The sequence below is a fragment of the Micromonospora sp. WMMD1102 genome, assembly GCF_029626265.1.
Taxonomy (GTDB): Bacteria; Actinomycetota; Actinomycetes; order Mycobacteriales; family Micromonosporaceae; genus Plantactinospora.
Genome location: NZ_JARUBN010000001.1, coordinates 7,702,105 through 7,715,645, shown reverse-complemented (window position 1 = coordinate 7,715,645; position 13,541 = coordinate 7,702,105). Strand labels below are relative to the sequence as shown.

The 13,541-nt window shown below is 71.0% G+C and carries 13 protein-coding genes; 6 read left to right on the top strand and 7 right to left on the bottom strand.

What is annotated here, in order from left to right; translation table 11 throughout:
• Positions 1-58 precede the first annotated feature (58 nt).
• Entirely contained in the window at positions 59-1,222 is a 1,164-nt protein-coding gene (locus tag O7626_RS35030) for a glycosyltransferase family 4 protein (RefSeq protein WP_278065262.1), read from the bottom strand.
• Positions 1,223-1,306: 84 nt separating this feature from the next.
• Here O7626_RS35030 and O7626_RS35025 point away from each other — a divergent pair, with 84 nt between their 5' ends.
• The 4 genes from O7626_RS35025 (at position 1,307) to O7626_RS35010 (ending at position 6,241) form a co-directional block, all read left to right on the top strand.
• The gene (locus O7626_RS35025) at positions 1,307-2,179 is read left to right on the top strand and encodes a DNA-formamidopyrimidine glycosylase family protein (RefSeq protein ID WP_278065261.1); all 873 of its coding nucleotides are present in this window, start codon (positions 1,307-1,309) and stop codon (positions 2,177-2,179) included.
• Between the two features lie 405 nt (positions 2,180-2,584).
• Complete coding sequence (locus O7626_RS35020) at positions 2,585-4,153, top strand: sugar transferase (RefSeq protein ID WP_278065260.1); 1,569 nt, start codon at positions 2,585-2,587, stop codon at positions 4,151-4,153.
• Positions 4,154-4,254: 101 nt separating this feature from the next.
• A complete protein-coding gene (locus O7626_RS35015; protein WP_278065259.1) occupies positions 4,255-5,475 on the top strand; it encodes a histidine kinase in 1,221 nt (406 codons plus the stop codon).
• Between the two features lie 10 nt (positions 5,476-5,485).
• The gene (locus O7626_RS35010; protein ID WP_278065258.1) at positions 5,486-6,241 is read left to right on the top strand and encodes a LytTR family DNA-binding domain-containing protein; all 756 of its coding nucleotides are present in this window, start codon (positions 5,486-5,488) and stop codon (positions 6,239-6,241) included.
• Between the two features lie 46 nt (positions 6,242-6,287).
• Here O7626_RS35010 and O7626_RS35005 read toward each other — a convergent pair whose 3' ends face one another.
• Both O7626_RS35005 and O7626_RS35000 read right to left on the bottom strand, forming a co-directional pair.
• The gene (locus O7626_RS35005) at positions 6,288-7,547 is read right to left on the bottom strand and encodes a sigma-70 family RNA polymerase sigma factor (protein WP_278065257.1); all 1,260 of its coding nucleotides are present in this window, start codon (positions 7,545-7,547) and stop codon (positions 6,288-6,290) included.
• A 25-nt stretch (positions 7,548-7,572) separates the two neighbouring features.
• A complete protein-coding gene (locus O7626_RS35000; protein WP_278065256.1) occupies positions 7,573-7,938 on the bottom strand; it encodes a YciI family protein in 366 nt (121 codons plus the stop codon).
• A gap of 254 nt (positions 7,939-8,192) precedes the next feature.
• On the opposite strand from O7626_RS35000, the gene O7626_RS34995 reads away from it, so the two are divergent.
• Complete coding sequence (locus tag O7626_RS34995) at positions 8,193-9,494, top strand: D-alanyl-D-alanine carboxypeptidase (protein WP_278065255.1); 1,302 nt, start codon at positions 8,193-8,195, stop codon at positions 9,492-9,494.
• Between the two features lie 64 nt (positions 9,495-9,558).
• Here the strand turns inward: O7626_RS34995 and O7626_RS34990 are convergent, their stop codons facing one another.
• The 3 genes from O7626_RS34990 to O7626_RS34980 form a co-directional block, all read right to left on the bottom strand.
• Positions 9,559-9,969, bottom strand: a complete 411-nt coding sequence (locus O7626_RS34990) for a VOC family protein (protein ID WP_278065254.1) — start codon at positions 9,967-9,969, stop codon at positions 9,559-9,561.
• A 74-nt stretch (positions 9,970-10,043) separates the two neighbouring features.
• Positions 10,044-10,451 carry an AraC family transcriptional regulator gene (locus O7626_RS34985; RefSeq protein WP_278065253.1) on the bottom strand — a complete coding sequence of 136 codons (408 nt, stop codon included), beginning with the start codon at positions 10,449-10,451 and terminating at the stop codon, positions 10,044-10,046.
• Between the two features lie 180 nt (positions 10,452-10,631).
• Entirely contained in the window at positions 10,632-10,991 is a 360-nt protein-coding gene (locus O7626_RS34980) for a hypothetical protein (RefSeq protein WP_278065252.1), read from the bottom strand.
• Between the two features lie 340 nt (positions 10,992-11,331).
• On the opposite strand from O7626_RS34980, the gene O7626_RS34975 reads away from it, so the two are divergent.
• Positions 11,332-11,763, top strand: a complete 432-nt coding sequence (locus O7626_RS34975) for a leucine-rich repeat domain-containing protein (RefSeq protein ID WP_278065251.1) — start codon at positions 11,332-11,334, stop codon at positions 11,761-11,763.
• Positions 11,764-12,214: 451 nt separating this feature from the next.
• Here O7626_RS34975 and O7626_RS34970 read toward each other — a convergent pair whose 3' ends face one another.
• A complete protein-coding gene (locus O7626_RS34970) occupies positions 12,215-12,577 on the bottom strand; it encodes a transposase (protein WP_278065250.1) in 363 nt (120 codons plus the stop codon).
• Positions 12,578-13,541 lie beyond the last annotated feature (964 nt).

The following is a 13,541-nucleotide window of genomic DNA, read 5'->3' as shown; positions in this document are numbered from 1 at the left end:
TGTAAGGAAGGGCCCCCTCTTATCGTTTTCTGTTGTATAGGGGGCCCTTCCTTACACCTCACAGCTGGGCGTAGACGTCCAGGAGTCGCTTGGTGACCACGTCGGGGTGGAAGGTGCGCTCGTAGCGGGCCCGGGCCAGCGGGGCGCTGCCGGTCGCGCCGTCCCGGGCGGCCGGCAGCGCGGCGGCCAGCGCCGCCGGGTCGGCCGGCACCAGCCAGCCGGCGGGCCCGCCCGGGTCGTCCGCGCCGACCAGGTACGGGATGCCGCCGAGCGCGGTACCCAGCACCGGGCGGCCGGCGGCCAGCGCCTCGATCACCACCGTGGGCAGCACGTCGTGCCAGGTCGGCACGGCCAGCACCACGGCGGTGGCCCGGAGCGCGGCGGCCACCCCGGCCCGGTCCAGCGGGCCGAGGAACTCGACGTCGGCCCGTTCGGCGGCCGCCGCCTCGGCGAGTGGCCGCAGCTCGCCGTCCCCGGCGATGCGCAGCGGCCCGAGCGCACCGACCGGGTGCCGGCGCCAGGCGTCGAGCAGCAGCCCGACGCCCTTCTCCGGGGAGAGCCGGCCGAAGAAGAGGAAGCCGTCGCCGAGCGGCGGCGGCGGGCCGGGGTCCGGGATGGCGTTCGGCTTGACCACGATCCGGTCGTCCGGGATGCCGTAGTCGCGCAGGTGCGCGGCGATCCCGGAGGTGAGCGCGATGTAGCGGTCCACCGAGCGCCAGGTCGGCCGGTGTACGGCCAGGGTGGTCGCCATCAGCGCGCTCTGCGCCCGGGAACCCCGGTAGCAGCGGTGCACGATCGCTGGCACCCCGAGCGCCCGGCCCCGGCAGTCCTGGCAGATCCGGCCGTCCCGGAAGTAGAGCCCGGAGGAGCAGACCTGGCGGTAGTTGTGCACCGTCTGCACCACCGGCACCCCGTGCTTGTGCGCGGTCCGGACCACCCAGGGGGAGAGCAGCGGGTACGGGTTGTGCAGGTGCAACACGTCCGGCCGGTGCTCGGTGATCAGCCGGCTCAGCTCCTGCTGCGCCTTCGGCGCGTAGATCGGGGAGATCGGCAACAGCGCCTTGGCGGTCGGGGAGAACTCCGCGATCTCGTCGGAACTCCGCAGGAAGGGACGGACGGTCACCCCGGCGGCCCGGAGCTGGACGATCTCCTGGTCGACGATGGTGTTCTCGCCGGACGGCTGCGCCTCGCGGTACCGGTTGTGCGCGACGATCACCTGCACGCCGGTCGCCCCTCCTCCATGATCGGGTCCTTCCCGTCCCGCGCGTCGGGCGCGTGGCCGGGATTGAACGCTACCGTTTATCCCGTGCCCGAGTTACCTGAGGTGGAGGCGCTCGCCGGCTACCTGCGCGAGCGGGCGGTCGGCCGGCGGGTCGACCGGATCGAGGTGGCGGCGATAAGCGCCCTGAAGACGTACGATCCGGCGCCGTCGGCGGCTGCCGGACGGCAGGTCACGACGGCGGGCCGGCACGGCAAGTTCCTCGACGTGACGCTGGCCGGCGACGGTGTGCCGGACGTGCACCTGGTGGTGCACCTGGCCCGGGCCGGCTGGCTGCACTACCGGGAGTCGTTCAACTCGGGCCTGCCGCTCAAGCCGGGCAAGGGCCCGATCGCGCTGCGGGTACGACTCGACGACGGGTCCGGTTTCGACCTGACCGAGGCCGGTACCCAGAAGAAGCTCGCCGTGTACCTGGTGACCGATCCGGCGCAGGTGCCCGGGGTGGCCCGGCTCGGGCCGGACGCGCTCGCCGCCGAGCTGTCCACCTTCGCCGAACGGCTGCGCGGTCGACGGGGCCAGGTCAAGGGCGTGCTGACCGACCAGGAGGTGCTGGCCGGGATCGGCAACGCGTACTCGGACGAGATCCTGCACACCGCGAAGCTGTCGCCGTTCGCGCTCACCAACCGGCTCACCGACGAGCAGTTGGCGACGCTGCACGCGGCGACCCGGCAGGTGCTCGGGGACGCCGTGGAGCGCTCGCTCGGCCAGCGGGCGGCGGAGTTGAAGGGGGAGAAGCGGGCCGGGCTGCGGGTGCACGCCCGGACGGGGCTGCCCTGTCCGGTCTGTGCCGACACGATTCGTGAGGTGTCGTTCGCCGACTCGAGCTTGCAATACTGTCCGAAGTGTCAGACCGGCGGCAAGCCGCTCGCCGACCGCCGGCTCTCCCGGCTGGTCCGTTGACCGGTCGGCGGCCCCGCTTGATCGATCGGGTTCGCTGGTTGCGTGCTTGTGTTTGTATGTTGAGCGAAACTGCTTGTACGTTGAGTGATCCCGGCCCCTACTCCGGGTCGAAACCGCCCACTGGGCAAGAAACCGGCAACCGCCGGGCTCTACCGCCACCGTGCTCCGTCGGTATAGTGACCCCGGTCTGCGACTCCGCTGCGGGCGGTCCGGCTCTCGTTGCTGGCGAGGCGGGCGGCGTGCTGTCCCTCGGGTCGGCGTCACCGACGATCACGATTCGTCCGGCCGCGCCACGAGACGGCGCTGGCGGACGAACCGGGATCGGGGCCGGCAGGGGAGAGACTGAGACGGTGGGCGACCCGAGCCCCTTACGGCAGAGGGGCGGCACGTGTCACGCGGGAGGACGTGGGTGAGGTGACGACAAGCCTCCAACGCCCGGTAGGCAACGGCCAACCGAGTACTCTGCGTCACGTCGACAGCTTCGAGATCCAGCCACCGACCGCTCCGCAGCCGAACGGGGTCCCCCGCTCGGCGTGGGCGCGGGCGCGTCGGCGGGTCTCCCGCTGGCACCGGCCGTACATCGCGATCCTGCTGCTGCTCGACTTCGGCGCGGCGGTCCTGGCGAGCTGGCTCGCGATCCAGTCGTTCGACCAGGCGGCGGCCGGTTTCACCGACGCGGACAAGGACCCCACCTGGTTCCATACCGTCTCCTACCTGCTGTTGCCGCTCGGCTGGCTGATCGTGCTCTGGGCCAACGGCGCGTACGACCGCCGCTACCTCGGGCTCGGCACCGACGAGTTCAAGCGGGTCACCCGGGCCGGCGTGGCGGTCGCGGCCAGCGTCTCGTTCCTCGCCTTCGCCACCAAGACCGACCTGTCCCGGTGGACCGTCGGCACCGCGCTGCTCGGCACCCTGCTGCTGGTCCTGGTCGCCCGTTCCACCGCCCGGCTGCTGCTGCACACCGTGCGTCGCCGGGCCGGGCAGGCCGCCCAGCGGATCGTGCTGGTCGGCACCCTGCCGGAGGCGCTGGAGGTCTACAAGGCGATCAAGCGGGTGCCCGCCGCCGGGCTGGTGCCGGTGGCGATCCACCTCACCGACGGTTACGCCGCTGCCCGGGGCATCGAGACGCCGATCCCGGTCTACGCCGGCCGCGACATCCTCTCGCTGGTCCGGGAGGTCGGCGGCGACACCATCGCGGTCTGCGGGTCGGCCAGCACCGAGCCGGGCGAGCTGCGCCGGCTGGCCTGGCAACTCGAAGGCTCCGGCGTCGACCTGATCGTGGCGCCGCAGCTCACCGACATCGCCGGCCCCCGGGTGCACATCCGGCCGATCGAGGGCCTGCCGCTGCTGCACGTCGAGGAGCCGACCCTCTCCGGCCCGGCGCTGCTGGCCAAGAACCTGCTGGACCGGTTCGCCGCCGGGCTGGGGCTGCTGCTGCTGGTCCCGCTCTTCGTCGCGGTCGCGGTGGCGATCCGGATCTCCGACCCCGGGCCGGTCTTCTTCCGGCAACCCCGGGTGGGGCACGAGGGCCGGACGTTCCGGGTCTGGAAGTTCCGGACCATGTACGTCGACGCCGAGCAGCGGCTGGCCAGCCTGGTCGACCAGAACGAGACCGACGGCATGCTCTTCAAGATCAAGGAGGATCCCCGGGTCTTCCCGGCCGGGCGGTTCCTCCGGGCCAGCTCACTCGACGAGCTGCCCCAGCTGATCAACGTGCTCCGGGGCGAGATGTCCCTGGTCGGCCCCCGCCCGCTCCCGGCCGACGACGGCGACTTCCTCGGCGACGTCCGGCGCCGGCTGCTGGTCCGGCCCGGCATCACCGGGCTGTGGCAGGTCTCCGGCCGCTCCGACCTCTCCTGGGACGAGGCGGTCCGGCTCGACCTCTACTACGTCGACAACTGGTCGCTGGCGTACGACCTGAGCATCCTGTGGCGGACCGTCGGGGTGGTACTGGCCCGCAAGGGCGCCTACTAGCCGTACGTCCGGGCCGTAGCCGGACCCACGGGTCGGGCGGCGGGGGATTCCGGCCGGATCGTGGCTTGGCGAACCGGCCGACCAACCGTCAGGATCTCTGGGTGGGGATGCCCGACCTGTCCACGGCGGTCGCCGTGGTGGCGATGATCAGTGCGCTGGCGGCTGCGCTGTTCGCCGTCGTGCGGCTGCGCGCCCGGCGGGGCATCGCCACCGCCACCCAGCGGGCCACCTACGACGTGCTGCACACCGCCGGGCTGGCCGCCGAGCCACTGCGGGCCGGGCTCACCCCGGCCGGTGCGGCCAAGGCGGTACGCCATCTGCGTACCCTGGTCGGCTCCGCCGGGCTCGCGCTGGCCGAGCCGGACCGGCTGCTCGCCATCGACGGGCGCGGCGGCCACCACGGCGAGCAGTTGCTGGCCGCCGCCGCCGGCACCATCCGGACCCGCCGGTCGACGGTGCTCGGCGAGTCCGACCTGCGCTGCGACCGGGTCGACTGCCCGGTCCGGGGCGCCGTGATCGCCCCGCTGACCGGCCCGGACGGGCGGGCCGGGGCGGCGCTGGTGGCGATCGCCGACGACCAGCCGGCCCCCGGGCTGGTGCAGGCCGCCCTGGAAACCGCACACTGGGCCGGCGCCCAGCTCGCCCTCGCCGAACTCGACTCGTCCCGGGAGCGGCTGGCCCGGGCCGAGGTGCGCGCCCTGCGCGCCCAGATCAGCCCACACTTCATCTACAACGCGCTGACCGCGATCGGCTCGTTCGTCCGGACCGACCCGGAGCGGGCCCGGGAACTGATCCTGGAGTTCGCCGAGTTCACCCGCTACTCCTTCCGGGCGCACGGCGAGTTCACCACGCTCGCCGAGGAACTGCGCTCGATCGACAGGTACCTGACGATCGAGCGGGCCCGGTTCGGCGACCGGCTCCAGGTGAAACTCCAGATCGCCCCGGAGGTGCTGCCGGTCAGCCTGCCGTTCCTCTGCCTGCAACCGCTCGTCGAGAACGCGGTCCGGCACGGGCTGTCCCGCAAGCCGGGGATGGGGATGCTCAGCATCGAGGCCCGGGACGCCGGGGCAGAGTGCCACATAACGGTCGAGGACGACGGGGTGGGGATGGACCCGGCGGTGCTGGTCGCCGGGATCGCCGACGCCGCCGCCGACCCGGCCGACGACTCCGGCCAGCACGTCGGACTCTCCAACGTGGACGAACGACTCCGGTCGGTCTTCGGGGACCAGTTCGGCCTGGTCGTCGAGACCGACCTCGGATCGGGTACGAAGGTGAGCATGCGGATACCGAAGTTCCACCGTCATGTCCGGGCGAGCGCGTGAGGGCTGAACCGTGACCGGTTTCCTGCGCGTGCTGGCCGTCGACGACGAGCCACCGGCGCTCGACGAGCTGGCGTACCACCTGCGGGCCGATCCACGGGTCTCCCGGCTGCACACCGCCGGAGACGCCACCGAGGCGCTGCGGGTGCTCCGGGACGCCGACGTCGACGTGGTCTTCCTGGACATCCGGATGCCGGGGCTGGACGGCATGGAGCTGGCCCGGGTACTCCGCCGGTTCGCCCGGCCACCCGCGATCGTCTTCGTCACCGCGTACGACGACGGCGCCGTCGACGCCTTCGACCTCGGCGCCACCGACTACGTCCGCAAACCGGTCCGGGCCGAACGACTCGCCGAGTCGCTGCGCCGGGTCGTCGGCTCCCGGGTGGTACCCGCCCATCCGGCGGCCCTGGCCCGGGCCGAACCCGACCCGACGATCCCGGTCGAGCTGGCCGGCACCACCCGGATGCTGCCCCGCTCGGCCGTACGCTGGGTCGAGGCGCAGGGCGACTACGCCCGGCTGCACACCTCGGACGGGTCACACCTGGTCCGGGTGCCGCTGGCCACCCTCGCCGAACGCTGGGCCGACGCGGGATTCGTCCGGATCCACCGGTCGTACCTGGTGCAGCTCCGACTGATCGCCGAACTCCGGCTCGCCAACTCCGGGTACGTGGTGGTGATCGACGACTCCGAACTGCCGGTCAGTCGCCGGCACACCCGGGAACTGAAGGACAAGCTGGTCCGCGCCGCCAAGCAGGACTGGAACCGCTGACGAGGTCGGCGGCGTCGGGCGTACCGCCGGTCAGAGGTGCTGCCGGTCAGGGGTGCTGCCGGGGGTCGAGTTCGGCGGCTCGTGCGGTGAGGTGGCGCCGCTCGGGCAGGCTGGCGGTGCGCCGGGCCGCCGCCCGGTAGCCGGCCGCCGCCCCGGCCCGGTCCCCGGAGAGTTCGGTCAGGTGGGCGCGGGTGGCGAGCAGCCGGTGGTGGGTCGCCATCCGCTTGTCCGCGGCGACGGTCTCCAACAGCTCCAGCCCGGCCGCCGGCCCGCGCACCATGGCGACCGCGACCGCCCGGTTCAGCGTCACCATCGGGTTCGCCGCGGTGAGCTGTTCGAGCAGCTCGTAGAGGGCGAGGATCTGCGGCCAGTCGGTCCTGTCGACGTGCTCGGCCTCGTCGTGCACCGCCGCGATCGCCGCCTGCACCTGGTAGGGCCCGACCGGCCCCCGGGGCAGCGTCTCGGTGATCAGCGCGACGCCCTCGGCGATCCGCTCCCGGTCCCAACTTCCCCGGTCCTGCTCGGCCAGCGGCACCAGGCTGCCGTCCGGCCGGGTCCTGGCCGGCCGCCGGGCGTCGGTGAGCAGCATCAGCGCGAGCAGCCCGGCCACCTCGGGATCCTCCGGCAGCAGCCGGTGCAGCCAGCGGGTGAGCCGGATCGCCTCGTCGGAGAGCCGCGGCGCGGTCAGCTCCGGCCCGGTCGTCGCGGTGTAGCCCTCGTTGAAGACCAGGTAGAGCACGTGCAGCACCGCGCCCAGCCGCTCGGCCCGGTCCGGCCCGTCCGGCGGCTCGAACGGCAGGCCGCTGCTCCGGATCATCTGCTTGGCCCGGCTGATCCGCTGCGCCATCGTCGCCTCCGGCACCAGGAAGGCGGCGGCGATCTGCCCGGTGGTCAGGCCGCCGACCGCGCGCAGCGTCAACGCGATCCGGCTGGCCTGCGACAGCGCCGGATGACAGCAGAGGAAGAGCAGGGTCAGCGAGTCGTCCCGCTCGGTGCCCGGGTCGGCGTCCGCCGGCCGGCCCAGCAACTCGGCCTGCGGGGTCGCCGCGAACACCGCGTCCTCCCGCCGCCGCCGGGACGCCTCGCTGCGGAACTCGTCCAGCAACCGGTGCACGGCGACCGTCACCAGCCAGCCCCGGGGATTGTCCGGAATCCCCTCGGCCGGCCAGCGCAGGGCGGCCCGGAGCAGCGCCTCCTGGGTGGCGTCCTCGGCCGCGTCGAACCGGCCGTACCGGCGGACGAGCGCGCCGAGGACCTGCGGCGCCAACTCGCGCAGCAGCTCCTCCACGGCCCGGTCGACGCTCACCCGTGATCGACGTTCCCGTGCACGGTCAGGCCAGGTCTGCGGCGGACTCGTGCAGGATCGGCCAGACCTCGACCGGTTCCTGGTCCGCCCAGGGCATGTCGGCGGCGATCTCGTACGCCCGCGCCTCGCTGTCGCAGTCGAGCAGGTAGAAGCTGGCGATGTACTCCTTGGTCTCCAGGTACGGCCCGTCGGTGACGGCCGGGGCGCCACCCTCGCGCCGGACCAGCCGGGCCGCGGCGGCGTCGGCCAGCCCGTACCCGCCGAGCAGTTCACCGGTCTCGTGGTAGCGCCTGTTGAACGCGTCCTGCTTGGCGATCTCCTCCGGCCACGACTCCGCCGGGATCGAGTCCCACTTCTCCTGGTTGCCGTAGATCAGCAGCAGGTACTTCATCTCGGATCCTCCGCCTCGCTCGTCCTGCCGTACCCGGTCGGCACGCCGTCACCCTACGGACGGAGCCGGCGCCGCGTCCTCGACATCGCCGGCCAGCCACGATCGGCGGTGCGGTTGCCGGACGGTGCGACAATGCACTACTTCGCAGGGTGCGTGCCGCCGGACCTGCCGGCAGCCCGGCCGGGCGATATCGACATCAGCGCTCCGGCCGCGCCACGTGGCGCGGCCGGCGTACCACACGGGGGATCTGACCGATGCTCGACGCCGAGACGACCCAGGTACTCGAACCTGTGCCGCCACCGTCACCGCCACCAGCGCCGAAGCGGAGTCGCGCCCGCGGCTACTGGCTGCTGGCCATCGGGATGCTGATCGTGCTGCTGGCCGGTGCCACGCTCTACGCGATCGCGCCGCTGCGCACCCCGCTGCCCACGGCGGCCGTCACGCGTACCCTGCCGGAGGCGACGAGGATTCCCGGCAAGGCGCCGGTGGTGCCGTGGCCAAGGACCGGGCAGGCCGCGCTCTCGGTCGAGGGGGTCGGCTCGTTCGGCACCTCCGGCGGGAACGAGCCGGTGCCGATCGCCAGCGTGACCAAGGTGATGACCGCGTACGTCATCCTCACCGAGCACCCGCTCGACCGGGGCGAGCACGGGCCGAAGCTGACGGTCAGCGCGGCACAGGCCGCCGCGTACCCGGCGGAGCTGGCCCGGGGCGAGTCCCTGGTGCCGGTCGTCGCGGGCGCGGTCTTCACCGAACGCCAGGCGCTCCAGGCGGTGCTGCTGCCGTCGGCGAACAACATGGCCCGGATCCTCGCCGCCTGGGACGCCGGCAGCGTCGAGGCGTTCGTCGAGAAGATGAACGACACCGCCGACGCGCTCGGGATGAAGGACACCCGCTACACCGACCCGTCCGGGCTCGACCCGGGCACCGTGAGCACCGCCGTCGACCAGGTGATCCTGGCCCGCAAGGCGATGGAACTGCCGGCGTTCGCGGAGATCGTCGCGCAGAAGAAGGCCACCCTGCCGGTCGCCGGCGAGGTGAAGAACTACAACTCGCTGGTCGGCCGGGACGGCGTGGTGGGGATCAAGACCGGCTCCACCGACGAGGCCGGCGGCTGTCTCGTCTTCGCCGCCGTCACCAGGGTCGGCGGTCGGAAGATCACCATCGTCGGTGCCGTGCTCGGCCAGCCCGGCGCGAACACCCCGGTGCAGCTCGACCGGGTCTTCAAGGCGACCCGCCCGCTGGTCCGGACCGCCGCCGCCGCGCTCACCGTGCATCCGGTCGTCAAGGTCGGCGACCAGGTCGCCACCGTGCAGGGCCCGCTCGGCACCGGCACCACGATCCACGCCGGGAAGGAGCTGTCCGTGGTCGGCTGGCCCGGCATGCGGGTACGGCTGGACGTCGACATCCCGGCCGTACCGGACCGGCTTGCGGCGGAGACCGAACACGGCTCGATCACCGCGGTCGCCGGCCACGGTGCGCCGGTCACCGGCACACTCCGCTCCGGGGTACGCCTCGAACCGCCGAGCGACTGGGACCGGATCCGGCAGCACCGCTGAGCGGGGCTCGGGGCCCGGTCGGACGTTCGTGCCGTCCCGACCGGGCCCCGCAGCGGTAGCGGGTTCAGGACGTCGGCTGGGTAAACCGGATGCTGTTGCCGAACGGGTCGCGCAGGCCGCAGTCGATACCGTACGGCCGCTCGGTCGGCTCCTCGGTGAACTCGACACCCTTGCCGAGCAGCGTCTCGTACGTCTTCCGGCAGTCGTCCGTACTGAAGATCAACCAGCCACCGGTCGCGCCCTTCGTCAGCAGCTCGCGTACCTGCTGCGCCGTCTCCTCGGACAGGGCCGGCGGCCCCGGCGTCGTCAGCAGGATCTGCCGCTCCGGGTCGCCGGGGACGTTGACGGTCAACCAGCGCATGAAACCGAGATCGGTGTCGGTATTGACCTCCAGGCCGAGCTTGCCGACGTAGAAGTCAAGGGCCTCGTCCTGGTCGAGGACGAAAATCTGCGAGTGCGTGATGGCGTTGAACATGCCCATCACGCTACGGATCGGCCGGGCCGAGAACTTATCCGAAACTGCTCAGTCTGCTGTGCCGTATCCGCAGCTCAGCGCAGATCGACGGTGGGTCTCGTCCAGGCCATCGTGAAACAGTTCGGCACGTTCGGGGGCGCTGCCGGGCGCTCCTTCCGGTACTCCCTCGGGGAGCTGCCGACGATCTCCCGGAAGGTACGGCTGAAGGTGCCGAGGCTGCCGAAACCGACACCGAAGCAGATGTCGGTGACACTGCGGTCGGTCTCCCGGAGCAGGAACATCGCCCGCTCGACCCGACGCCGCTGGAGGTAGCGGTGCGGCGTCTCGCCGAACGTCGCCCGGAAGGTACGCGTGAAGTGCGCCTCCGAGACGTGCGCGATCCGGGCCAGCGCCGGTACGTCCAGCGGCTGCGCGTACGCCCGGTCCATCGCGTCCCGGGCCCGAAGCATCCGGCGGTTGTTCTCCTCAGCGGCCCGACTCACACTTCCATCACACCACGGCGTCCCGCCGCGTCAGACGCCCCAGATCAGCCCGGTGCCGAGCACCGCCACCACCGGGCGCCGGCTGAGCCGCTGCTGTAGGTAGAGCTGCGCCAGCCGAACATCAGTTCAGGGTCCGCTGGGTCACTACCGCCAGCGGGCCGAGTACGGGTAGGGCTGTCCCTACAGCGGTGCTCCAGCGTTCCTGATGCTGCCGGTCAGCGGGAAGGTGACCCCGGTGAGCTGCTCGGAGGCCGTCCACAGGCGCCGTGCGAGGGCGTCGTCGCGGGCAGCTGCGGAGCGGCCAACCAGCCTGGCCCCACCGCGCGTCTGCAGGAAGCCGGTCGGGCCGGCGTAGCTGTTGCCCGGGATGTCCGCCACCGCCGCGTAGAGGGTGGGCAGCGCCCCGTCCTCCTCGCTCTGCGAAAGCAGGTTGACGACTCTCCGCTGGAGCGCCTCGATCCAGGGGCGTTCGCCGGCCGGGCGCAGCAGGTTCGTGGCCGCCATTCCGGGATGCGCGCGGATCACACCGGTCCAAAGCACCGGTCCAAACATCAGTTCACACCAGGCAGAAGGCGAAGGACGTGTCTCGACGTCTCGCTTACAAGCTCCGCGCATCGCGTCCGCACACGCCGGGAACGGCTGCACGCTCCGAACTTCGTCCATGCCAGCGCTCGTCAACACGCCACCGTCCGACCCGACTGCTGTCAGTCGGGCCTTCCGGGCTGCGGTATCGTCTGGCGCCGGCTATTCGAGTAATCCTGGCGCCAACGTCTGTTTGTGGTTCCCGAGGTAGCGGTAATCGGACGTACTGGAGGTTGATCGCGTGGCTTCGAAGGTCGACGATCGGATTCAGAAAGCACTGCGTCGCGGTGCCTCTTCGTTGAATCTTGCTGAGCTTGAATTGGCGTTCCTGCCCGAGACGCTGGGCAACCTCACCAACCTCACCGAGCTCCACCTGTACGACAACGAGCTCACCGCGCTGCCCGACACACTGGGCAACCTCACCAACCTCACCAACCTCTACCTGGCCCACAACCAGCTCACCGCGCTGCCCGACACACTGGGCAACCTCACCAACCTCACCAAGCTCCACCTGACCAGCAACCAGCTCACCGCGCTGCCCGACACACTGGGCAACCTCACCAACCTCACCAAGCTCCACCTGACCAGCAACCAGCTCACCGCGCTGCCCGACACACTGGGCAACCTCACCAACCTCACCGGGCTCTACCTGCACGGCAACCAGCTCACCGCGCTGCCCGGCGCCCTAGGCAACCTCACCGACCTCAGCGATCAGCTCCCCTGGTTCTGAACCGCCGCAAAGCGAGACCACCCTTTGGCCATCCCGTCTGCCATCGACCCGCCCAAACGTGGAAGCGGGCCGCCGCCCGGCTTGCCACGTCAAGCGGACCTTGACTTCCTGGTGAACGGCGACGAGTCGGGGACGGGGGTGACGGCGCGCTCCATGTAAGGGCAGGCCATCGGCCTGCCCACGACTCCTGCCCAAGGGTCGCAGAGGCTCTGAGGTCAAGTGCGGCCCGCAGGGCCGTCGCTTGCGATACGTAGCGCCCTTGAGCTTGGAGGAGCAGCCCGGCACAATCGCGCCGGCCACCCCGGCCCCGACGGCCGAAACCCGCTGCGCGGACCCGGCGTGCCCTTTTCTGCGCCGCGTCGCTCGGGCACGGCGTGGCCGGCCGCCAGCGACGAACCTCCACCACTCTCAGACCGATCCAGGGCTTTCGCAAGGTCGAGATATGCCCGTTTTAGACAAGTCCAAGGAGTCGTAGGGATCGGTACGGGTCTCGGCCGTTTCGGCGGAGGGCTGGCGCGATCGAGGTGACGCCGTCCAGGCGGAGAAGGCTGATTGCGGTGTTGCGGAGGGTGGCTAGGGCGCGGGATGCGTTGCCCGTCCGCAGCCGGCTGGCGTCCTCGCGGTAGGTGGTGTCGCGAACATGGTGAAGTACCTCGATGGCCCAGTGTCCGCGTAGCCAGTCGGCCACGTCGGCAGGGCTGGCCTGAGCTGCGGTAAGGCTGGTGATTGCGTACACGGTGACGGTGGACCAGTGGCCGGTGGCCGCGTTGTACCGGCGGCGTCGGATCCGCAGCGCCTGAACCGCGTACGGCAAGTCCAGCGTGAGCGGTCCGAGGCAAGGGCGGCAAGCCGAAGAAGAGCGACACCTCGAAAAAGGGCGACGGGCCGAAGAAGGCGGGCAGGGGCAAGCGGCGCGGCGACGACCCGGACGACGGGATGGCCGGCGCGGTGGCCCGGCGGCGCTAATGGCCCGTGGATGGCCCAAAGCATGATCGCGGCTCGGAGCATATCAGAGGCCCTGGCTGGGACTGATGTCCTGACCAGGGCCTTTCGGTTGGAGCGGGTGACGGGAATCGAACCCGCACTGTCAGCTTGGGAAGTGTCGAAGGTAGGCCGCCTGACCAACTGGCGCCCTGGTCACGGCGATCATCTAGCGGCCCCGGACGGCCTCCGCTGTCCTGGCCCAATGGCACGTTAATGGCACGCCGTCGACATGAGCGCTTGGTCGACCTCACGCGCGAGGCGTGGAAGTCGATAGCCATCGGTGCTGGCGTCGCTTTGCGGATACCAGTTGATCTTATCCATGGGGTTTCCTCGGCTGCCGTTACAGCGCAGCCTCCTCAGCTCGGTTCACCTGTATCAATAGTCATGCGGGCCATCAAAGGCGAGTATCGGCCCGACCTATCCACCCAACAGCCAGTAGCGGCCAGAACACTGAGATATCTACCCTAAGCCTCTCGCGAGATTCACGGTGGTGACGATGGCTCGGCGTGCCGTCTGGGTGGCAGTGCTCAACATCAGCTGGCGAACCGCGGAGAAGATTGCGGCCAAACATCAACTGACCTGCGACGAGGTACGGGACGCCGTGGTCTGCGTTGCCGGGTTGACGTACAGCTGGGACATCGATGAACATCGTGGGGAGCGAGCGATCATCCAGGTCGAGCTTCGAGGAAGACGCGCCCTGGTTGTCCTATATCCATCCGATGACCCGATTGGGGACGTTTGGAACCTAGGCAGCGCTTACTTTGTTGATAGCTAGCCAGCCACACCAGGAGAAG

Bases quoted from the DNA above. Each gene is read 5' to 3' on its own strand.
- O7626_RS35000 (WP_278065256.1), bottom strand. From the start codon at position 7,938: ATGAAGTACCTGCTGCTGATCTACGGCAACCAGGAGAAGTGGGACTCG.
- O7626_RS34995 (WP_278065255.1), top strand. From the start codon at position 8,193: ATGCTCGACGCCGAGACGACCCAGGTACTCGAACCTGTGCCGCCACCG.
- O7626_RS34990 (WP_278065254.1), bottom strand. From the start codon at position 9,969: ATGTTCAACGCCATCACGCACTCGCAGATTTTCGTCCTCGACCAGGAC.